This is a genomic window from Streptomyces sp. NPDC050485 (genome assembly GCF_044458185.1).
GTDB lineage: Bacteria > Actinomycetota > Actinomycetes > Streptomycetales > Streptomycetaceae > Streptomyces.
In genome coordinates this window covers 66339-85815 of the sequence record NZ_JBITHR010000009.1, presented here as the reverse complement: position 1 = coordinate 85815, position 19477 = coordinate 66339, and the positions used below count along the sequence as shown (strand labels likewise).

Annotated in this window: 17 protein-coding genes; 12 read left to right on the top strand and 5 right to left on the bottom strand. The window is 71.8% G+C overall.

The annotated features are described in order from the left end of the window. The first annotated feature begins 100 nt into the window (after window positions 1-100). Window positions 101-1333: an arginine deiminase gene (locus tag ACIBK6_RS19860; RefSeq protein WP_399052577.1), complete on the top strand. Its 1233-nt coding sequence runs from the start codon at window positions 101-103 to the stop codon at window positions 1331-1333. A 72-nt stretch (window positions 1334-1405) separates the two neighbouring features. Continuing rightward, entirely contained in the window at window positions 1406-2416 is a 1011-nt protein-coding gene (gene argF / locus ACIBK6_RS19855) for an ornithine carbamoyltransferase (RefSeq protein ID WP_399052576.1), read from the top strand. A gap of 33 nt (window positions 2417-2449) precedes the next feature. On the opposite strand, the gene ACIBK6_RS19850 is transcribed toward argF, so the two are convergent. After that, window positions 2450-2893 (bottom strand): ATP-binding protein, encoded by a 444-nt coding sequence (locus ACIBK6_RS19850; protein WP_399052575.1) that lies wholly within the window; start codon window positions 2891-2893, stop codon window positions 2450-2452. 284 nt (window positions 2894-3177) lie between these two features. Here ACIBK6_RS19850 and ACIBK6_RS19845 point away from each other — a divergent pair, with 284 nt between their 5' ends. Both ACIBK6_RS19845 and ACIBK6_RS19840 read left to right on the top strand, forming a co-directional pair. Beyond that, window positions 3178-4005 carry an enoyl-CoA hydratase family protein gene (locus ACIBK6_RS19845; protein ID WP_399052574.1) on the top strand — a complete coding sequence of 276 codons (828 nt, stop codon included), beginning with the start codon at window positions 3178-3180 and terminating at the stop codon, window positions 4003-4005. Window positions 4006-4007: 2 nt separating this feature from the next. After that, on the top strand, window positions 4008-6326 hold the full coding sequence (locus ACIBK6_RS19840) for a bifunctional salicylyl-CoA 5-hydroxylase/oxidoreductase (RefSeq protein WP_399052573.1): 2319 nt from the start codon (window positions 4008-4010) through the stop codon (window positions 6324-6326). Window positions 6327-6467: 141 nt separating this feature from the next. On the opposite strand, the gene ACIBK6_RS19835 is transcribed toward ACIBK6_RS19840, so the two are convergent. Both ACIBK6_RS19835 and ACIBK6_RS19830 read right to left on the bottom strand, forming a co-directional pair. Beyond that, on the bottom strand, window positions 6468-7301 hold the full coding sequence (locus ACIBK6_RS19835) for a PaaX family transcriptional regulator C-terminal domain-containing protein (RefSeq protein WP_399052572.1): 834 nt from the start codon (window positions 7299-7301) through the stop codon (window positions 6468-6470). Window positions 7302-7305: 4 nt separating this feature from the next. Then, window positions 7306-8922: an AMP-binding protein gene (locus ACIBK6_RS19830; RefSeq protein ID WP_399052571.1), complete on the bottom strand. Its 1617-nt coding sequence runs from the start codon at window positions 8920-8922 to the stop codon at window positions 7306-7308. A gap of 111 nt (window positions 8923-9033) precedes the next feature. On the opposite strand from ACIBK6_RS19830, the gene ACIBK6_RS19825 reads away from it, so the two are divergent. Both ACIBK6_RS19825 and ACIBK6_RS19820 read left to right on the top strand, forming a co-directional pair. Continuing rightward, the gene (locus ACIBK6_RS19825; RefSeq protein ID WP_399052570.1) at window positions 9034-10143 is read left to right on the top strand and encodes an acyl-CoA dehydrogenase family protein; all 1110 of its coding nucleotides are present in this window, start codon (window positions 9034-9036) and stop codon (window positions 10141-10143) included. Next, the gene (locus ACIBK6_RS19820; RefSeq protein WP_399052569.1) at window positions 10140-10538 is read left to right on the top strand and encodes a RidA family protein; all 399 of its coding nucleotides are present in this window, start codon (window positions 10140-10142) and stop codon (window positions 10536-10538) included. The genes ACIBK6_RS19825 and ACIBK6_RS19820 overlap by 4 nt, the downstream gene beginning before the upstream one ends. A 131-nt stretch (window positions 10539-10669) precedes the next feature. Here ACIBK6_RS19820 and ACIBK6_RS19815 read toward each other — a convergent pair whose 3' ends face one another. Continuing rightward, window positions 10670-12040, bottom strand: coding sequence for an aminopeptidase P family protein (locus tag ACIBK6_RS19815; protein WP_399052568.1), 1371 nt, complete (start codon window positions 12038-12040; stop codon window positions 10670-10672). A 273-nt stretch (window positions 12041-12313) separates the two neighbouring features. On the opposite strand from ACIBK6_RS19815, the gene ACIBK6_RS19810 reads away from it, so the two are divergent. Together ACIBK6_RS19810 and ACIBK6_RS19805 are read left to right on the top strand one after the other, a co-directional pair. After that, window positions 12314-13222, top strand: coding sequence for a dihydrodipicolinate synthase family protein (locus tag ACIBK6_RS19810; RefSeq protein WP_399052567.1), 909 nt, complete (start codon window positions 12314-12316; stop codon window positions 13220-13222). Window positions 13223-13241: 19 nt separating this feature from the next. Beyond that, on the top strand, window positions 13242-14243 hold the full coding sequence (locus tag ACIBK6_RS19805; protein WP_399052566.1) for a proline racemase family protein: 1002 nt from the start codon (window positions 13242-13244) through the stop codon (window positions 14241-14243). Window positions 14244-14319: 76 nt separating this feature from the next. Here the strand turns inward: ACIBK6_RS19805 and ACIBK6_RS19800 are convergent, their stop codons facing one another. Further along, window positions 14320-15480 (bottom strand): RNA-guided endonuclease InsQ/TnpB family protein, encoded by a 1161-nt coding sequence (locus tag ACIBK6_RS19800; protein ID WP_399052565.1) that lies wholly within the window; start codon window positions 15478-15480, stop codon window positions 14320-14322. A gap of 179 nt (window positions 15481-15659) precedes the next feature. Between ACIBK6_RS19800 and ACIBK6_RS19795 the strand changes: the two genes are divergently transcribed. The 4 genes from ACIBK6_RS19795 to ACIBK6_RS19780 all read left to right on the top strand — a co-directional run bounded on the left by ACIBK6_RS19795 (window position 15660) and on the right by ACIBK6_RS19780 (window position 19433). Beyond that, a complete protein-coding gene (locus ACIBK6_RS19795) occupies window positions 15660-16691 on the top strand; it encodes a proline racemase family protein (protein WP_399052564.1) in 1032 nt (343 codons plus the stop codon). A 316-nt stretch (window positions 16692-17007) separates the two neighbouring features. Next, complete coding sequence (locus tag ACIBK6_RS19790; RefSeq protein ID WP_399052563.1) at window positions 17008-17985, top strand: ornithine cyclodeaminase family protein; 978 nt, start codon at window positions 17008-17010, stop codon at window positions 17983-17985. Between the two features lie 28 nt (window positions 17986-18013). Further along, complete coding sequence (locus ACIBK6_RS19785) at window positions 18014-18727, top strand: GntR family transcriptional regulator (protein WP_399052562.1); 714 nt, start codon at window positions 18014-18016, stop codon at window positions 18725-18727. A gap of 88 nt (window positions 18728-18815) precedes the next feature. Then, a complete protein-coding gene (locus ACIBK6_RS19780; RefSeq protein WP_399052561.1) occupies window positions 18816-19433 on the top strand; it encodes a TOPRIM nucleotidyl transferase/hydrolase domain-containing protein in 618 nt (205 codons plus the stop codon). The last annotated feature ends 44 nt before the right edge of the window (window positions 19434-19477 follow it).

The following is a 19477-nucleotide window of genomic DNA, read 5'->3' as shown; positions in this document are numbered from 1 at the left end:
GCGCCCAGAGCCTGCCGCGAGCGGTCACCGGCCCGGGCCGGCGTCCGGCAGCGGCTGTGTTCGCCGGGTGAGCGGGGCCGTCGCGGGACAGGATGGAGGCATGGGATTCCATGTCGATTCCGAGACTGGGCGGCTGCGCCGCGTGATACTCCACCGGCCGGATCTGGAGCTGAAGCGGCTCACGCCCAGCAACAAGGACGCGCTGCTCTTCGACGACGTGCTGTGGGTGCGCCGGGCCAGACAGGAGCACGACGGTTTCGCGGACGTGCTCCGCGACCGCGGGGTGGAGGTGCATCTCTTTGGTGATCTGCTGCGCGAGTCGCTGACGATCCCGCAGGCGCGGGCGCTCGTACTGGACCGGGTCTTCGACGAGAAGGAGTACGGGCCGCTGGCCACCGGGCATCTGCGGGCGGCCTTCGAGGAGCTGCCGGCCGCCGATCTCGCGGAGGCGCTGGTCGGCGGGATGACCAAGCGGGAGTTCCTGGAGAGGCATCCCGAGCCGACGTCGGTGCGGTTCCACGCGATGGATCTGGACGACTTCCTGCTCGGCCCGCTGCCTAACCACATCTTCACCCGCGACACCTCCGCCTGGATCTACGACGGGGTGTCCATCAACGCGATGCGCTGGCCGGCCCGGCAGCGCGAGACCGTCCACTTCGAGGCGATCTACCGGCATCATCCGCTGTTCAAGGGGCCCGAGGCGGGTCCGTTCAACATCTGGTCGCGGGGGCAGAGCGACTATCCGTCGACCATCGAGGGCGGCGACGTCCTGGTGATCGGGAACGGGGCGGTGCTGATCGGGATGAGCGAGCGGACCACCCCGCAGGCCGTGGAGATGCTGGCCCGCGGCTTGTTCGCGGCGGGCTCGGCGCAGACCATCGTGGCGCTCGACATGCCGAAGCGGCGGGCGTTCATGCATCTCGACACGGTGATGACGATGGTGGACGGAGAAACCTTCACCCAGTACGCGGGCCTGGGCATGCTCCGCTCGTACACGATCGAGCCGGGCGCGGGAGAGCAGGATCTCAAGGTCACCGACCATCCGCCGGAGCACATGCACCGGGCGATCGCGGCGGCGCTCGGCCTGGACCGGATCAGGGTGCTGACCGCGACCCAGGACGTGCACTCGGCGGAGCGCGAGCAGTGGGACGACGGCTGCAACGTGCTCGCCGTCGAACCGGGTGTGGTCGTCGCGTACGAGCGCAACGTGACGACCAATACGCATCTGCGCAAGGAGGGCATCGAGGTGATCGAGATTCGGGGCAGCGAGCTGGGGCGGGGGAGGGGCGGTCCGCGCTGCATGAGCTGTCCGGTCGAGCGCGATGCCGTATAGTGATGCATTCAACCGTATATAGTTCCAGTGTTTCCGTTCGTCGTCCCCTATCCGTCCCCAGGAGCAGCCACCATGGCGATAGATCTCGCAGGCCGCCACTTCCTCAAGGAGCTGGACTTCACGGCCGAGGAGTTCCTCGGGCTCGTCGCGCTCGCCGCCGAACTCAAAGCGGCCAAGAAGGCGGGCGCGGAGGTCCAGCGGCTGCGCGGCAAGAACGTCGCGCTGATCTTCGAGAAGGCCTCGACCCGCACCCGCTGCTCCTTCGAGGTGGCCGCCGCCGACCAGGGCGCGTCGACGACGTACATCGACCCGGTGGGCTCGCACATCGGCAAGAAGGAGTCCTCGCGCGACACCGCCCGGGTTCTTGGCCGGATGTTCGACGCGATCGAGTTCCGGGGCGATGCCCAGCGGACCGTCGAGGCCCTCGCCGAACACGCCGGCGTCCCGGTCTACAACGGGCTGACCGACGACTGGCACCCCACCCAGATGCTCGCCGACGTCCTCACCGTCACCGAGTACACGGACAAGCCGCTGAGCGAGGTCGCTTTCGCCTATCTGGGTGATGCCCGCTTCAACATGGGCAATTCCTATCTGGTCACCGGCGCCCTGCTCGGCATGGACGTACGGATCGTGGCCCCCAAGGCCTACTGGCCGGCCGAGGAGATCGTCGCGCGGGCGCGCGAGGCGGCCGGGGCGAGCGGCGCCCGGATCACCCTGACCGAGTCCGTCGAAGAGGGCGTCGCCGGAGCGGACTTCGTGGCCACCGACGTCTGGGTCTCGATGGGCGAGCCGAAGGAGATCTGGGCCGAGCGGATCAAGGCCCTCGCGCCGTACGCGGTGACCATGGACGTGCTGCGCGCCACCGGCAACCCGGACGTCAAGTTCCTGCACTGCCTGCCCGCCTTCCACGACCTCGGCACCCAGGTCGGCCGCGAGATCCACGAGCAGTACGGGCTGAGCGAGCTCGAAGTGACCGACGAGGTCTTCGAGTCGGCGCACTCGGTCGTCTTCGACGAGGCCGAGAACCGGATGCACACCATCAAGGCGGTCATGGTCGCCACCCTCGGGAACCACCCGCGCTGAGCGTGTCGCGGGGAATCGGGACCGCGCCCCGCGTCAGGCCCGATGCCCCCGCAGCGTGAACCAGACCGCCTTGCCGTGTGCGGTGGGGCGGTGGCCGCAGGCCGAGCTCAGGGTGCGGATGAGGAGCAGGCCGCGGCCGTGCTCCTGCCAGGGGTCCGGCTCCGCACCCGTGGTGGTGAGATCGCCGGGCGGCAGCGGCGAACCGTCGTGCACCTCGACCTGGCAGCCGGACGCGAGCAGCTCCACCACCAGCTCGATCGGGGCCTCGCCCACGGTGTGCTCGACGGCGTTGGCGACGAGTTCCGCCGTGAGCAGTTCGGCGGTGTCGCTGTCGGCGGGCGCGTCGATGTCCGCGAGCGCGGTGCGGATGAGGGCCCGCGCGATGGGCACGGCGGCTGTGGTGTGGGGGAGTGGGATGCGCCAGGCGGACGGTGCGTCGCCTTGATGGGCGGCGGGGCCGGAAGGCTCGGGGGGCACGGCGGGGGGTTTCCGTTCGGGTTGCGGGGGGGGGCTCGTCCTGCTTTCAACCTTACGAAGTCGGCCCGCGCCGGGAACAGGGGACCCCGGCCGGAGCTCCCGGGGCCGTGCGGCACCGGGGGGCCGGGACTTTGGGCTCTGTCCCGCCGCACGCGGGCGACCGTGCGCCGGGACAGGGTTATCGCGTACTCGTGACGACAGTCACGTATGAGTGATACCTTCGTCGGGCAGGCAGCAGAAGCAGCGGCGGCACCTGCCGCCCCGCCGAAGGAGGCCGCACTGAGATGAGCCCCTTTCCCAGCTCCGCGTCCCCCACCGAGAACTGGCGCCATCTGCGGCTCTCGATGGCCGACGGGGTCGCGACGGTCACCCTCGCCCGGCCGGAGAAACTCAACGCCCTGACCTTCGGCGCCTACGCCGACCTGCGCGACCTGCTCGCCGAACTGTCCAGGGAGCGCACCGTGCGCGCCCTGGTCCTGGCGGGGGAGGGGCGTGGTTTCTGCTCCGGCGGCGACGTGGACGACATCATCGGCGCCACCCTGTCCATGAACACCGCCGAGATCCTCGACTTCAACCGGATGACCGGGCAGGTCGTCCGGGCGATCCGCGAATGCCCCTTCCCCGTGATCGCCGCGGTCCACGGCGTCGCGGCCGGCGCGGGCGCCGTCCTCGCGCTGGCCGCCGACTTCCGCATCGCGGACCCCACCGCCCGGTTCGCCTTCCTCTTCACCAAGGTCGGCCTGTCGGGCGGCGACATGGGCGCCGCCTATCTGCTGCCGAGGGTCGTCGGCCTCGGCCACGCGACCCGCCTGCTCATGCTCGGCGAACCGGTGCGCGCTCCCGAGGCCGAACGGATCGGCCTGCTCAGCGAGTTGACGGAGGAGGGCCGCGCGGACGTACGCGCCGCCGAGCTGGCCCGTCGCCTCGCCGAAGGGCCCGCCCTCGCGTACGCCCAGACCAAGGCGCTGCTCACCGCCGAACTCGACATGCCGCTCGCCGCCTCCGTCGAACTGGACGCGGCCACCCAGGCCCTGCTGATGACCGGCGCGGACTACGCCGAATTCCACGCGGCCTTCACCGAGAAGCGCCCCCCGAAATGGCAGGGGCGCTAGCGATGCCGGGCCCACGAGCCGACGCCGCTCCACAGCCTCCCGAGGGCACCCCCCTGCGGATCGCCGTCATCGGCGGAGGACCCGGCGGGCTCTACGCCGCGGCCCTGCTCAAACGGCTCGACCCCGGACGGGACATCACGGTCTGGGAGCGGAACGCCCCCGACGACACCTTCGGCTTCGGTGTCGTCCTGTCCGACGAGACCCTCGGCGGAATCGAGCACGCCGACCCGGCCGTCTACCGGGCGCTGCGTGCCGAGTTCGTACGGTGGGACGACATCGACATCGTGCACCGGGGGCGCACGCTCACCTCCGGCGGGCACGGCTTCGCCGCGCTCGGACGGCGCAGGCTGCTGGAAATCCTGCACGAACGCTGCCGCTCGCTCGGCGTCGGCCTCCGGTTCCGCACCGAGGCGCCGCCGGCGGCCGAACTCGCCGCCGCATACGACCTGGTGGTCGCCGCGGACGGGGTGCACAGCCTCACCCGCGAGGCGCACGCCGACCACTTCGCGCCCCGCATCACCAACCACCGCTGCCGCTACATCTGGCTCGCCGCGGACTTCGCCTTCGACGCCTTCCGGTTCGAGATCGCCGAGACCGAACACGGCGTGATGCAGCTGCACGGATATCCCTACTCCGCCGACTCCTCCACGGTCATCGTCGAAATGCGGGAAGAGGTGTGGGCGGCGGCCGGATTCGACGAGCTGGACGCGGACGCCTCCGCCGACCAGTGCGCGAAGATCTTCACCGATGCCCTCGGCGGACGGCCCCTGCGCGGCAACAAGTCCTCCTGGACCGCCTTCCGCACCGTCGTCAACGACCGCTGGTCGTACGGCAATACGGTGCTGCTCGGTGACGCGGCGCACACCGCCCACTTCTCCATCGGCTCCGGCACCAAGCTCGCCGTCGAGGACGCCCTCGCGCTCGCCGCCTGCATCGAGGAGCAGCCCGATCTGCCCACCGCCCTCAGCGCGTACGAGAGCGAACGCCGGCCCGTGGTCGAGTCGACGCAGCGTGCGGCCGCCGCCAGCCTGCGCTGGTTCGAGGAGCTGGAGCGCCATCTCGACCAGCCCGCCCGGCAGTTCGCCTTCAACCTTCTCACCCGCAGCCGCCGGGTCACCCACGGCAACCTGCGGCTGCGCGACCCCGGTTTCACCGACACCGTCGAGCGGGAATTCGGCTGCCCGCCGGGCACCCCGCCCATGTTCACCCCCTTCCGGCTGCGCGGCCTCGAACTGAAGAACCGCGTGGTCGTCTCGCCCATGGACATGTACTCCGCCGTGGACGGCGTCCCCGGCGACTTCCACCTCGTCCACCTCGGCGCCCGGGCGCTCGGCGGCGCGGGCCTGGTCATGACCGAGATGGTGTGCGTCAGCCCCGAGGGCCGGATCACCCCCGGCTGCGCGGGCCTCTACACCCCCGAACAGGCCCATGCCTGGCGGCGGATCGCCGACTTCGTGCACCGGCAGGCACCCGGCACCGCCTTCGGCATCCAGCTCGGCCACTCCGGGCGCAAGGGATCGACCAAGCTGATGTGGGACGGCATCGACCAGCCGCTCGACACCGGCAACTGGCCCGTCGCCGCCGCCTCCCCGCTCCCGTACCGGCCGGGTGTCAACCAAGTCCCGCACGCGCTGGACCGCGCGGGGCTCACCGACATCCGCGAACAGTTCGCGGCCGCCGCCTGGCGGGCGGCCAACTGCGGATTCGACCTCCTCGAACTGCACTGCGCCCACGGCTACTTGCTCTCCGGATTCCTCTCCCCTCTCACCAACCAACGGACGGACGGCTACGGCGGTTCCCTCGCGGGCCGCCTCCGCTTCCCCCTCGAAGTCTTCGACGCGGTACGCGGCATCTGGCCCGACGAACGCCCCATGACGGTCCGCATCTCCGCCACCGACTGGGCCGACGGCGGCACCACCGCCGAGGACGCCGTCGAGATCGCGCGGGCCTTCGCCGCGCACGGCGCCGACGCCATCGACGTCTCCACCGGTCAGGTCGTCCCCGACGAACTCCCCGAATACGGGCGCTCGTACCAGACCCCGTTCGCCGACCGGATCCGCAACGAGCTGGGCATCCCCGTCGTGGCGGTCGGCGCCATCTCGTCCTGGGACGACGTCAACTCCCTGCTGCTCGCGGGCCGCGCCGACTTGTGCGCGCTCGCCCGCCCCCACCTGTACGACCCCCACTGGACGCTGCACGCCGCGGCCGAGCAGGGCTACGCCGGACCGGGTGCGACCTGGCCGCTGCCCTACCGTGCGGGCAGCCGCACACCGCCGACGGGCCGCACGGACGCGCCGCGACCGCGCCTCAGCCTGAACTGAGTCGCCGCCGGGAGCCACCGGGAACCGGCCCGCGCGCTCGCGGCGCACCGGTTCATGGCGGCGATGACAGCGCCTTGGGCACAGACCGGCCCGCGCGCCCGTGGCGCACCGCAGGCCCGGCGCACCGCAGGCCCGGGACCGTCAGGCCAGCACGCCCCGTACGAACGCCGTGCCCGCCTCCCGCAGCAGCCCGTGCAGCCGGCCGAAGACCTCGGCGGAGCGGCCGCCCGGCCAGTCCCGGGGCAGGAGTTCGGCGGGCAGCCCCGGGTCGGCGTACGGCAGCCGGCGCCAGGAGTCCAGGGCGAGGAGGTAGTCGCGGTAGGCGGACTCGGCGTCGTTCGGTGCGCCGGGGCCCGCGCCGACCCGCGCCTGCCAGTGCCGCAGCACCGGTTCGTGCCGGTCGAGGAAGTCCTCGTGCTGCTTGGCGATGGCCGGCAGGTCCCACCAGCGGGTGACCGCCTCCACGGTGGGCGCGAAGCCGAGGTGCTCACCCCGGAACAGCTCGACGTACGGGGCGAGTTGGAGCCGTTCCAGGGTGTGCCGGGTCTCGTCGTAGAGCCGCGCCGGGGCGAGCCACACGCCGGGCGCCGCCGTCCCGAAGCCGAGTCCGGCCAGGCGCGAGCGCAGGACGTGCCGCTTGCTGCGTTCCGGCTCGGGGACGGAGAACACCGCGAGCACCCAGCCGTCGGCGGCCCGCGGCGAGGGGTGGGCGTAGATCCGCCGGTCGCCGTCCTCCAGGAGCTGGCGGGCGTCGGCCGACAGCGCGTAGCCGGCCGCGCCCTGTGCGGTGGGCTGCGCCACGAGCAGCCCGCGCCGTTTGAGCCGGGACACCGACGAGCGTACGGAAGGCGCGTCCACGCCGACCGCCGCGAGCAGCCGGATGAGTTCGGCCACCGCCAGCGAGCCGGAGGTTTCGCGCCCGTAGGCGCCGTAAAGGGTGACGATCAGGGATCGGGGGGTGTGCAGCTCGGCCACGTGATCACTCTAGTTCCCGCAGCCGGAAGCGCTGGAGCTTGCCGGTGGGCGTGCGGGGGAGCGCGTCCAGGAAGACGATCTCGCGCGGGCACTTGTACGGGACGAGCTCCGACTTCACGAAGTCGCGCAGCAGCGCCACCGTGCCCTCCCCGCGCGGCACGCCCGGCCGCAACACGCAGTAGGCGACCACGACATGGCCCCGGGTCGCATCGGGGCGGCCCACCACCGCCGCCTCGGTGACATCGGGGTGGCGCAGGAGCGCGTCCTCGACCTCGGGGCCCGCGATGTTGAAGCCACTCGAAATGATCATGTCGTCGGCGCGGGCCACGTACCGGAACCAGCCGTCGCTCTCACGCACATAGGTGTCGCCCGTGACGTTCCAGCCGTCGCGCACGTACTCCCGCTGCCGCTCGTCCGCGAGGTAGCGGCAGCCGACCGGGCCGCGCACCGCGAGCAGCCCGGGTTCGCCGTCCGCGACGGGCCGTCCTTCGGTGTCGACGATGCGCGCCTGCCAGCCGGGCACGGCCCGGCCGGTGGTGCCGGGCCGGATGTCGCCGTCCGCCGCCGAGATGAAGATGTGCAGCAGTTCGGTGGCCCCGATGCCGTTGATGATGCGCAGCCCGGTCCGCTGCCGCCAGGCCCGCCAGGTCGCCGCCGGAAGGTTCTCGCCGGCCGACACACAGCGCCGCAGCGCGCTCAGGTCGTACGCGTCGAGCTCGTCCAGCATCGCCCGGTACGCGGTCGGCGCGGTGAACAGGACCGACACCCGGTGCTCGGCGAGCGCGGGGAGCAGCTGCTTGGGGCCCGCCTGTTCGAGCAGCAGTGAGGAGGCGCCGGCCCGCAGCGGAAAGATGACGAGGCCGCCGAGCCCGAAGGTGAAGCCGAGCGGCGGGCTGCCCGCGAAGACGTCGTCGGGCGTCGGCTTCAGCACATGGCGCGCGAAGGTGTCGGCGATGGCGAGCACATCCCGGTGGAAGTGCATACAGCCCTTGGGGCGTCCCGTCGTGCCCGAGGTGAACGCGATCAGGGCGACATCGTCCGCCGACGTGTCCACGGCGGGAAACCGCCCGGAAGGAGTCTGCTCGACCAGGTCCAGCAGATCGCCGGGAGCCTCGCCGCCGTACGCCGTGATGCGCAGGCCGGGCACCTCGGCCTTCTCCAGATCCGCGAGCGCGCGGGCGTCGCACAGCGCGTGCCCGATCCGCGCGATGTCGCACATGACGGCCAGCTCGTGGGCGCGCTGCTGGGCCAGGACCGTCACGGCGACCGCGCCCGCCTTCATCACCGCCAGCCAGCACGCGGCCAGCCACGGCGTGGTCGGCCCGCGCAGCAGCACCCGGTTGCCGGGTACCACGCCGAGCTCGCCCGTCAGGACTCGGGCGATCCGGTCGACCCGGTCGCGCAGTTCCGCGTACGTCCAGACCTCCCCGTCGCCGGTGCGGAAGGCGGGGCGGTCCGGGCCGAAGCGCTCGATGGTGGTGTCGAGGAGTTCGGCGCCGCAGTTGAGCCGCTCGGGGCGGTCGGGGCCGGGCAGGTCGAGGATCAGCTCGGGCCACTGCTCGCGCGGCGGCAGATGGTCGCGGGGAAAGGTGTCGGCGTGCGCTGAGGTCTTCAGCTCCATACGGGATCGCCCCCTTGTCGCATCTGGAGCGTATCGTTTGCATGACGACAGTCAACAGTTCGCGATAGAGCGGCTGTGCCGTTGTCGGAGCCCGAGTGGAAAGGGGTGGCCATGCCCGGATTCGCGCTGGAGCCGGACCAGCTGGAGTGGTGCGGGGAACTGCGGGTGCTCGCCGGGGCGCGGCTGCGCCCCCTTGCGGACAAGGGTGAGCCAGGACGCGTCAACCGGCCACTTGTCGAGGCGCTCGGCGAGCACGGTCTGCTGGCCCGGCTCTTCGACTCGGGTGCGCTCGACCTGTGCCTGATGCGTGAATCGCTGGCGTACGCGTGTACCGAGGCGGAGACCGCGCTCGCCCTCCAGGGCCTCGGCGCGCATCCGGTCGCAGCCTATGGATCGGCCGCGCAGCGCGAGCGGTGGATGCCCGAGGTGACGGCGGGCCGCGCGGTGGCGGCCTTCGCGCTCAGCGAGCCGGACGCGGGCTCGGACGCCGCCGCTCTCAGCCTCAACGCCGTTGAACACAGCGGTGGTTGGCGCCTGACGGGGGAGAAGTGCTGGATCTCCAACGCCCCCGAGGCCGACTTCTACACCGTCTTCGCCCGGACGGCACCGGACGCGGGCGCGCGCGGAGTGACGGCCTTCCTCGTCCCCGCCGACCGGCCGGGACTGACCGGCGCCGCACTCGACATGCTGTCGCCGCACGCCATCGGCAGCCTCGCCTTCGACGGTGTGCCCGTGACCGCCGCCGACGTCCTCGGCGACGTGGACCGGGGTTTCGGCGTCGCGATGAACACCCTCAACCTGTTCCGGCCGAGCGTCGGGGCGTTCGCCGTCGGCATGGCGCAGGCGGCGCTGGACGCGACGGTCGAGCACACCGCCCGACGGGCCGCGTTCGGTGGCCGGTTGAAGGATCTCCAGGCGGTGTCCCACCAGGTCGCCGACATGGCGACCCGCACCGAGGCGGCGCGGCTCCTGGTGTACGCGGCGGCAGCCGCCTACGACCGGGGCGCCGCGGGCATCGCCCGGGGTTCGGCGATGGCGAAACTGCTCGCCACCGAGACGGCGCAGTACGTCGTCGACACCGCGGTCCAGCTCCACGGCGCCCGCGCGCTGCAACGCGGGCACCTGCTCGAACACCTCTACCGTGAGGTGCGCGCGCCCCGCATCTACGAGGGCGCGAGCGAAGTGCAGCGCACGATCATCGCGAAGGAGCTGTACCGATGAGCCTGGAGCGGTTGAACCCGGCCGGACTGTCCCCGGCGACGGGGTTCAGCCACGCGGTGGTCGCCAGCGGCAGCCGGCTCGTCTTCCTCGCGGGGCAGACCGCGCTGGACGGGGACGGCAAGGTCGTGGGCGAGACGCTGCCCGAGCAGTTCCGCACCGCGCTGACCAACCTCCTCGCGGCACTGGCCGCGGCGGGGGGCGCGCCGGGCGATCTCGCACGGGTCACCGTGTACGCCACGGATGTCGCGGAGTACCGGGCCCGGGCCCGCGAACTCGGCTCGATCTGGCGCGAGTTGGCGGGACGCGACTATCCGGCGATGGCGGTGATCGGCACGACCCGCCTGTGGGACACCCAGGCCCAGATCGAACTGGACGGCTTCGCGGTCCTGGACTAAGCGCTCCGCGGGAAGTGGCGTTCGTCGGCTGCGGGTAGTTCGTGGCTGGTCGCGCAGTTCCCCGCGCCCCTTCAGGGCGCGGTGGCGCACCGGACGTCCACAAGACCGCTTAGTCCCGCCCCGAGCGGAACTCACCCCTCAAGCAGTTCCCCCATCCACTCCTCGATCCCCGCCACCGACCTCGGCAGCGCACCCGACAGCAACTGGGCGCCGGTCTCCGTGATGACCAGGTCGTCCTCGATGCGGACACCTATGCCGCGCAGTTCGGGCGGCAGGGTCTCGTCGTCCGGCTGGAGGTACAGGCCCGGCTCGACCGTGAGGACCTGGCCGGGCTCAAGGACGCCCTCCAGGTATGTCTCGGCGCGCGCCTTCGCACAGTCGTGGACGTCCAGGCCCAGCATGTGCCCGCTGCCGCACAGCGTGTAGCGGCGGTGCAGTTCGCCCGAGGCGCTCTTGAGGACGCCCCACTCCGTCAGGCCCTCCGCGACGACCGCCATCGCGGCCCGGTGGAAGTCGCGGAAGTCGGCGCCCGGCCGCAGCGCCGCGATGCCCGCTTCCTGTGCGGCCAGGACGAGTTCGTACACCTGGCGCTGGACGGGGGAGAAGCGGCCCGACAGCGGGAAGGTGCGGGTGATGTCGGCCGTGTAGAGGGTGTCGGTCTCCACGCCCGCGTCGAGCAGCAGCAGCTCCCGCGGGTCGAGCCGCCCGTCGTTGCGGATCCAGTGCAGCACACAGGCGTGCGCGCCGGACGCGGCGATCGTCTCGTACCCCGTGCCGTTGCCCTCCGCGCGGGCGCGCAGCCCGAAGGCGCCTTCGAGTACGCGCTCGCCGCGCGGATGGGTGAGGGCGCGCGGCAGGGAGCGCACGACGTCCTCGAAACCCGCGGTGGTCTGGTCGACGGCCAGCTGGAGCTGGGCCACCTCCCAGGCGTCCTTCACCAGCCTCAACTCGGAGAGGACCTCCGCCAGTTCGGAGTCGGTAGCCGCGTTGCGGCCGGGCGGCAGGGTGCCCAGGTCGGCCACGTGGACGCAGCGGATCCCGGTCAGGCGCTCCGCCTCCGCGAGGTCGGGGCGGCGCCCCACCCAGAACTCCCCGTACCTGCGGTCGCGGTAGAACTCGTCGCCGCCGTCGGCGCGCGGCGAGCGCGGCCGCACGTACAGCACCGCCTCGTGCCCGGAACCGGACGGTTCGAGCACGAGCACATGGCCGGGCTGGTCCTCACCGGTGAGACCGGTCAGCCAGGCGTACGCGCTGTGCGGGCGGAAGCGGTTGTCGCAGTCGTTGCTGCGGACCGTCAACTCCCCGGCGGGCACGATGAGCCGCTCCCCGGGGAAGCGGGCGGAGAGCCGCGCCCGGCGGCCCGGCGTGACCTCGTGCCCCTGCACCCGGGTGTCCCCGGGCAGCGGGCTGGGAGCCCAGTCCGAGGTCATGAACGCGGCGAGTTCGAGGCCGACGGGAAGGTCGTGGCTGCCGGTGTTGGGGCGGGCGGGGCGCTCGGCCATCAGGGCTCCCAGGGGTGGGGACGGGTAACGGGCGGGTGTGCGGGGGCGTACAGGGGAAAGTCAGTGCAATTTCACATTACTATGGCACGGCTCGCGAAGCGGTCCGTCGGGGTCCCAAGTTTCTCCTGGGGTCGGGGAGTTGCCAGGGAGTTACCGGAGAGTTCCCACTCCCCGGCCCCCTTCGGGTGCGCGCGATCTCTCTCGTGTCCGGCTCTTGTGGGCACCCCGTGGCGGTCAGTAAAATGTCACACACCACCCTAGGGAGAGCCGACCATGACGTCTGCAACACCTCAGCGCCTCCGGCCCTGGCACGGAATCCTCGTCGCGACCGCACTTCCCCTGTACGCCGACCTGTCCGTCGACTTCCCCGCCTACGCCCGGCACGTCCGCTGGCTGATCGACAACGGCAGCGACGGCGTCGTCCCGAACGGTTCGCTCGGCGAGTACCAGACGCTCACCGACGAGGAGCGGGCCCGCGTCGTGCACACGGCGGTCGAGGCGGCCGGCGACGGCGCCCGCGTCATGGCAGGGGTCGCCGCCTATGGCAGCGCCGAATCCCGCCGCTGGGCCGAGCAGGCACGCGACGCCGGCGCGGGCTCCGTACTGCTGTTGCCGCCGAACGCCTACCGCGCCGACGACCGGGCCGTACGGGCCCACTACGCCGAGGTCGCCAAGGCGGGCCTGCCCGTCGTCGCCTACAACAACCCGTACGACACCAAGGTCGACCTCACGCCCGCGCTGCTCGCCCAGCTGTACGCGGATGGCAGCATCGTCGCCGTGAAGGAATTCAGCGGCGATGTGCGCCGCGCGTACGAGATGGCCGAACTCGCCCCGGAACTGGACCTGTTGGTCGGCGCCGACGACGTACTGCTCGAACTGGCGCTGGCCGGCGCGGTCGGCTGGATCGCCGGATACCCCAACGCGCTGCCCGCCTCCTGCGCCCAGCTCTACCGCGCGGCGGTCGACGGCGACCTCGCCGCGGCCCGTCCCCTCTACCGGGCGCTCCATCCGCTGCTGCGCTGGGACTCGAAGACCGAGTTCGTCCAGGCGATCAAGCTCTCCATGGACCTGGCGGGCCGGCCCGGCGGACCCACCCGGCCGCCCCGGCACCCGCTCACCGCCGAACAGGAAGCCGTGGTGCGCGCCGCCACCGAGAAGGCGCTCGCCGAAGGCCACAAGTAGCCCGCCAGGGAGGCGAATCATGCGGACCCGACACATCTACCACGCGGTCGACTCGCACACCGAAGGCATGCCGACCCGCGTCATCACCGGGGGCTTCGGCGTCGTGCCCGGCGCCACCATGGCCGAGCGGCGGTTGCACTTCATCGAGCACCTCGACCACATCCGTACGCTCCTGATGTACGAGCCGCGCGGCCACGCCGCGATGAGCGGCGCGCTCCTCCAGCCACCGACCCGGCCCGACGCGGACTACGGCGTCCTCTACATCGAGGTCTCCGGGCTCCTGCCGATGTGCGGCCACGGCACCATCGGGGTGGCCACCGTGCTGGTCGAGACCGGAATGGTGCAGGTCAGCGAGCCCGTGACCACCGTACGGCTTGACACCCCGGCCGGTCTGGTCAGCGTGGACGTACGGGTCGAGGACGGCGAGGCGAAGTCCGTCACGCTGACCAACGTGCCCGCGTTCTGCCTCGCACTCGACCGGAAGGTGGCGGTTCCGGGCTTCGGCACGGTCACCTACGACCTCGCCTACGGAGGCAACTTCTACGCCTTCGTCGACCTCGGCGCACTCGGCCTGCCCTTCGACCGGGACCGCAAGGACGACCTCCTCGCCGCCGGGCTCGCCATCATGGACGCCATCAACGCGACCGACCGTCCGGTGCACCCCGAGCACCCGGAGATCGGCGGGGTGAAACACGTCTACCTCGCCGCTCCCGGCTCCGACGCGACGCGCTCGCGGCACGCCATGGCGATCCACCCGGGCTGGTTCGACCGCTCCCCGTGCGGCACCGGGACCTCCGCGCGGATGGCCCAGCTGCACGCCCGCGGCGAGCTCCCCCTGCACCGCGACTTCACCAACGAGTCCTTCATCGGCACCGAGTTCACCGGCCGGCTCGTCGGCGAGACCACGGTCGGCGGACTCCCCGCGGTCGTGCCCACCGTCACCGGACGGGCCTGGATCACCGGAACCGCCCAGTACTTCCTGGACCCGTCCGACCCGTTCCCGGAAGGCTTCCTGCTTTGACTCCTCCCCTTCCCGAAGGAGGGGGATTCCTGGCTCACTTCGCCTCCGGCCCGGCGGGCGCGCAGGTCTTACGAGGTCAACGCCAGCCGGGTACGAGACCAGCCCGGACGAGCATCACGCGAGCAGAGCTCTTGTCCCGTGGGGACATGGCTCCGCACGCGGTGCACGTATACGTTCGCTCGGAAAGAGGTAGTGCGTGCTTGGCTCTTGCTCCGCACTGTGCGCAGTCCATGGTGGTGTGCGCGGGGTGTACGAGATACAGCTCACGACCGTGCTTGACGGCCATGTGGATCAGGGCGTGTTTCGTCGCGCCAATCGCGGCATCCGCCGCTTTGCGTGCCATGGTCGACTTGGCGAGAAACCTCGGGCGGAAGTCTTCGACCGCCAACCGGTCGTGGTCGCGAACCACGCGCTTGGCCCACTTGCGGCCGGTGTCCTCGCGCTGGCGGGCGACCTTCTTGTGGAGCTTGGCCGTCTGTCGCTTCGCTTCCCGGTAGCCCTTCGACCCGGCCTGACCGCGCTTCGGCTTACGACGGGACATCGTCCGCTGATAGCGCGCGAGTTTCTGCGAGGCCGACGTGCCGTGCTGAGCGTGGTGCAGGTCGTGCGCGTCGGACGTGGTGGTCGCGGTCTCCCTCACGCCCCAGTCGATGCCGATGTCCCGCCCGGTGGCGGGCAAGGATTCGGTGGTGGTGGCTACGACGAAGGAGGCGTACCAATGCCCGAGACCGTCCCGGTAGATCCGCACGCTCGACGGAGGCTTGGGAAGATTCCGCGACCACACCACGACCGCGGTGACACCACCGGCGAGGCGCAGGCGGCCGTCCTTGATCCGGAACCCGCGCTGCGTGTAGTTGAGCGACGGGTCGGAGGCGTGCTTCTTCTTGTAGCGGGGCATCCCGGCCCGCTGCCGCACAGGCAGCCGGGCCTTGATGTCCCCCAGGGGTTTGGCGCGGGACTTTCCGAAGTCCCGGATGAGCTGCTGCTGAGGAACGCTGCTGCCTTGACGCAGCCAGCCGTTCACAGAGCGGGCTTGGGTCAGCATCTTGTCCAGCGCTGCCGGACCGCAGGCAACCTGTTCGGCGTGGGCCTTCTTCGAGCGGGCCACGCACTCGTTCCACACCCAACGGCACCGCGCCCACTCCGCCTCAAGGGCGGCGCGGGCCGACGACGACAGCCGCAGACGATAGGTGTACCGGGCGTGCCCGGCGACTTCCGTCTCGGCTCGCGTCGTCATACCCAACAACCTACCTGGGAGGTACGACAGTTGAGGAGCACTGATCTTTTGTGGGCTGACCACCACGGTGGGGAGTGGACGATGAATCGCCCTGGCGGCGATTCCCCTTTCCCCGCCCTGCTGCGCGGGAGTTCGATTCCTTCCCGGCCTGAAGGCCGGGGCATCCTCGGGAGAATCGGGTGAAGCCGCCCGTGGTGGTGCGCACCGTCGACTTCCACACCGCGGGCGAGCCGTTCCGTATCGTCGCGGACGGACTGCCGCCCGCCCCCGGGGACACGGTCGCCGAACGCTGGGCCACCGTGATCGGCGCGGGCGGCGCCCCCAATGCGCCGAGGCCGGGCCCTCTGGACGACATCCGGCGGCTGCTCGTCCAGGAACCCCGCGGCCACGCCGGCATGTACGGCGGTTTCATCGTCCCGGCCGACGACGACGGCGCCCACTTCGGCGTGCTGTTCTGGCACAAGGACGGCTACTCGACCGCCTGCGGCCACGGCACCATCGCACTCGGCGCCTGGGCGGTGGCGAGCGGCCGGGTCCCCGCGCCGGACGACGGCACCGCCGAGGTCAGGATCGACGTGCCGTCCGGCCGGGTCGCCGCCCGGGTGCACCGCGCCGGGGGCCGCACCACCGAGGTCGCCTTCCGGGGCGTCCCGGCCCGGGTCACCGCCCGCAAGATCCCCGTGGCCACCTCGCGAGGTACGGCCGAGGTGTCCGTGGCGCACGCCGGAGCCTGCTACGTATCGGTGCGGGCGGCGGACCTGGACCTCGCCGTCGATCGTGCCGCGCTGCCCCAACTCACCGCTGCGGCACGGGAGATCCGCGGCGCGCTGACCGGCCACCCGGCCACCGTGGACCCGGTGAACCCGCTCCCCGCGGGGGTGTACGGGGTGATCTTCCACGAGGACCTGGCGGACACCCCGGCCGGACCGAACCAGCGCAGTGTGACCGTGTTCGCCGACGGCCAGATCGACCGCTCCCCGTGCGGCTCGGGCACCTCGGCCCGGCTGGCCCTGCTCGCCGACGACGGCGCCATCGGCCCCGGCGACGAACTGCGCCACGAGTCGGTGACCGGCACGGTCTTCACCGGCCGCGTCGTGTCCCGTTCGGCGCGCGGCACGGTGACCGAGGTCACCGGCTCCGCCCACCGCACCGGCGAGCACACGTTCGTCCTCGACCCCTACGACGACCTGGCGACGGGATTCCTGCTTTGAATCCTCCCCCAGCTGAAACAGGGGGATTCCTGGCTCACGTTGCCTGCGGGTCAGCGACCCAACAGGTCTTCCACGATCAACACCAGCCGGGTTGAAACCAGCCCGGGTCTGATACGGCAAAGCTTGGAGTGCATGTGCTGTCCTGGCTCTCGATCAGCACGGTGTACGCGCTTGGTTCGCGCAACGCACGGTGCGCAGTTTACCCGATCAGGTGGACGGTGTTTCGCCCTGGGGGCGAACTCCCGCTTCCTGTCCTGCTCCGCAGGAGTCCGATTCCTCCCCGGCCTGAAGGCCGAGGCATCCTCGGAGGAACCCGGTGATCCAGCTCGGCGCGGACGACATCGCCGCTCTGCTGACCCCGGCCGCCGCCGCCGAAGCCATGGCGGCGGTCCTGCGCGACGGCTTCGACCCCGAGCGGTGCCCGGCCCGCTCCAACATCCCTGTTCCGGCGGGGGAGTTGCTCATCATGCCGGCCGCGTCCGCGACGTACGCCGGAGTGAAGATCGCCGGGGTGGCACCCGCCAACCCGGGCCGCGGACTGCCCCGCATCACCGGCAGCTTCCTCCTCCTGGACGGCCCTACGCTGCTGCCCGTCGCCCTCCTGGACGGCGCCGCGCTGACCGCCGTGCGCACCGCGGCCGTATCGGCCCTGGCGATCGACGCGCTCGCCGCACCGGACGCGGCGCGGCTGGTCGTCTTCGGCGCCGGCCCGCAGGCGTACGCCCACCTCGAAGCGGCGCTGCACACAAGGGAGTTGACCCGCCTGACAGTCGTCTCGCGCACACCCGAGCCGTCCGAACGCCTGATGGCGTACGCACGGAAGCTGGGCCTGGAAGCCCGGACGGGTACGCCGTCGGACGTGTCCGGCGCCGATCTCGTCATCTGCTGCACCACCGCGCACGAGCCGCTCTTCGACGGGCGGCTCGTCCCAGGCCACGCCACCGTGGTCGCGGTCGGCTCCCATCAACCGGCCGTACGGGAGACCGACTCGGAGCTGGTGCGGCGCTCCTCGGTGTGGGTGGAGGCGCGGACGGCCGCCCTGCGCGAGGCCGGCGATCTGCTGGTCCCGCTGGCCGAGGGCGCCATCGGAGCGGACCACATCGTGGGCACCCTGGCCGAGCTGGTGCGGGGCGCGGCCCGGCCGCCAAGGGACCGGCCGCGGTTGTTCAAGAGCGTGGGCATGGCCTGGGAGGATCTGGCCGTCGCGGCAGCCCTGTACCGGGCGTCGAGTGCCGTACGGGCGGCGGCAGTTGAGTCGGACCGCCCTTCGGTAAGGGGGAGGATTGTACGCTGAGCCTCCGCGGATTCACGGAGGAAATGCCATGGGCGACCTGAAACAGCGCAATCTCATCGTTGCCCAGGAACGGCTGCGCGACCAGGTCGCCCACGCCCTGCGCGCCGCACTGGTCGCGGGCGAACTCCGCCCCGGCACCGTCTACTCCGCCCCCGGCCTCGCCGCCGACTTCGGGATCTCCGCGACGCCGGTGCGCGAGGCGATGCTCGATCTGGCCCGCGAAGGCCTGGTCGAGCCGGTACGCAACAAGGGCTTCCGGATCACCGAGGTCAGCGAGCGCGATCTGGACCAGTACACGGAACTGCGCGCGCTGATCGAGGTGCCGACCGTCGGGAAGGTCACCGACAGCGCGACCGCCGAGCAGTTGGAGGCGCTGCGGCCCATGGCCCAGGAGATAGTGGGCCGGGCCCGCGAGCACGATCTGATCGGCTACCTGGACGCCGACCGCCGCTTCCACCTCCAGCTCCTCGGCCTGGCGGGCAACGAGCGTCTGGTCGAGACGGTCGGCGAACTGCGCAAGCGCTCCCGCCTGTACGGGCTCACCAGGCTCGATGAACGCGGCGAGCTGATCTCGTCCGCCCAGGAGCACATCGAGCTCCTGGACCTGATGCGGTCCGGCGACCGGCCGGCCGCCGAGGCGTGCATGGCCCGCCACTTGGGCCACATCCGCTCCCTGTGGGCCAAGGCCCGCGACGAATCGGTGGAGCCCCGCCCGAAGCGGACCCTGGGCGGCGGCCGGTAGCGGATCCCCGGGCCCGACCGCGCACGGCCGATCCGCGGGCGGTGGAAATTGGCTACCGCAGTGGCCGGAAAAGGCACAGACTCCTCGCATGGCTGACATGGGGGCGTTCCGGGATGCGGTCACCGCGTGGGCGGCCGGAGGTCCCGGCGACCCCGCGCGCGAACTGGCCGCGCGGCTGTCCGTCCGGGCGGCCGTCCTGCTCGAAGGGCCGAGCGATGTCGCGGCGGTCGGCGCGCTGGCCGCCGGCCGCGGCCGCAACCTGGCGGACGAAGGAGTCTGCGTCCTGGCGATGGGCGGTGCGATGAGCATCGGGCGCTTCGCCGGCCTCCTCGGGCCACCCGGCCTGGGTCTTCGCCTCACGGGGCTGTGCGACGAGGGTGAGCGCGGCTTCTACGCCCGTGGCCTGGAGCGGGCCGGTGCGGCACAGGAAGGGTTCTTCGTCTGCGCGGCGGATCTGGAGGACGAGCTCATCCGCGCGCTGGGCGTGCGGCGGGTGGCGGAGCTCGTCCGGGCGGAGGGCGACCTGCGCCCCCTGGAGACCTTCCTGCGCCAGCCCGCCCAGCGGGGCCGCACCGCACAGCAGCAGTTGCGGCGCTTTTTCGGCACGAAGAAGGGGCGCAAGATCCACTACGGCCGCGCCCTGGTCGAGGCCCTCGACCCCGACCGCGTACCCGCCCCGCTCGACGCCCTGCTCACCAGCCTCTGACCGCTGGGCGCCGCCCGGCATGGACAGCGACGGGCGCCCCCCCT

Coding starts and splice junctions, on each gene's coding strand:
- ACIBK6_RS19845 (WP_399052574.1), top strand. CDS start 3,178: ATGAGCCCCTTTCCCAGCTCCGCGTCCCCCACCGAGAACTGGCGCCAT.
- ACIBK6_RS19860 (WP_399052577.1), top strand. CDS start 101: ATGGGATTCCATGTCGATTCCGAGACTGGGCGGCTGCGCCGCGTGATA.
- ACIBK6_RS19805 (WP_399052566.1), top strand. CDS start 13,242: ATGCGGACCCGACACATCTACCACGCGGTCGACTCGCACACCGAAGGC.
- ACIBK6_RS19825 (WP_399052570.1), top strand. CDS start 9,034: ATGCCCGGATTCGCGCTGGAGCCGGACCAGCTGGAGTGGTGCGGGGAA.
- argF (WP_399052576.1), top strand. CDS start 1,406: ATGGCGATAGATCTCGCAGGCCGCCACTTCCTCAAGGAGCTGGACTTC.
- ACIBK6_RS19810 (WP_399052567.1), top strand. CDS start 12,314: ATGACGTCTGCAACACCTCAGCGCCTCCGGCCCTGGCACGGAATCCTC.
- ACIBK6_RS19840 (WP_399052573.1), top strand. CDS start 4,008: ATGCCGGGCCCACGAGCCGACGCCGCTCCACAGCCTCCCGAGGGCACC.
- ACIBK6_RS19830 (WP_399052571.1), bottom strand. CDS start 8,922: ATGGAGCTGAAGACCTCAGCGCACGCCGACACCTTTCCCCGCGACCAT.
- ACIBK6_RS19780 (WP_399052561.1), top strand. CDS start 18,816: ATGGCTGACATGGGGGCGTTCCGGGATGCGGTCACCGCGTGGGCGGCC.
- ACIBK6_RS19815 (WP_399052568.1), bottom strand. CDS start 12,040: ATGGCCGAGCGCCCCGCCCGCCCCAACACCGGCAGCCACGACCTTCCC.
- ACIBK6_RS19785 (WP_399052562.1), top strand. CDS start 18,014: ATGGGCGACCTGAAACAGCGCAATCTCATCGTTGCCCAGGAACGGCTG.
- ACIBK6_RS19800 (WP_399052565.1), bottom strand. CDS start 15,480: ATGACGACGCGAGCCGAGACGGAAGTCGCCGGGCACGCCCGGTACACC.
- ACIBK6_RS19820 (WP_399052569.1), top strand. CDS start 10,140: ATGAGCCTGGAGCGGTTGAACCCGGCCGGACTGTCCCCGGCGACGGGG.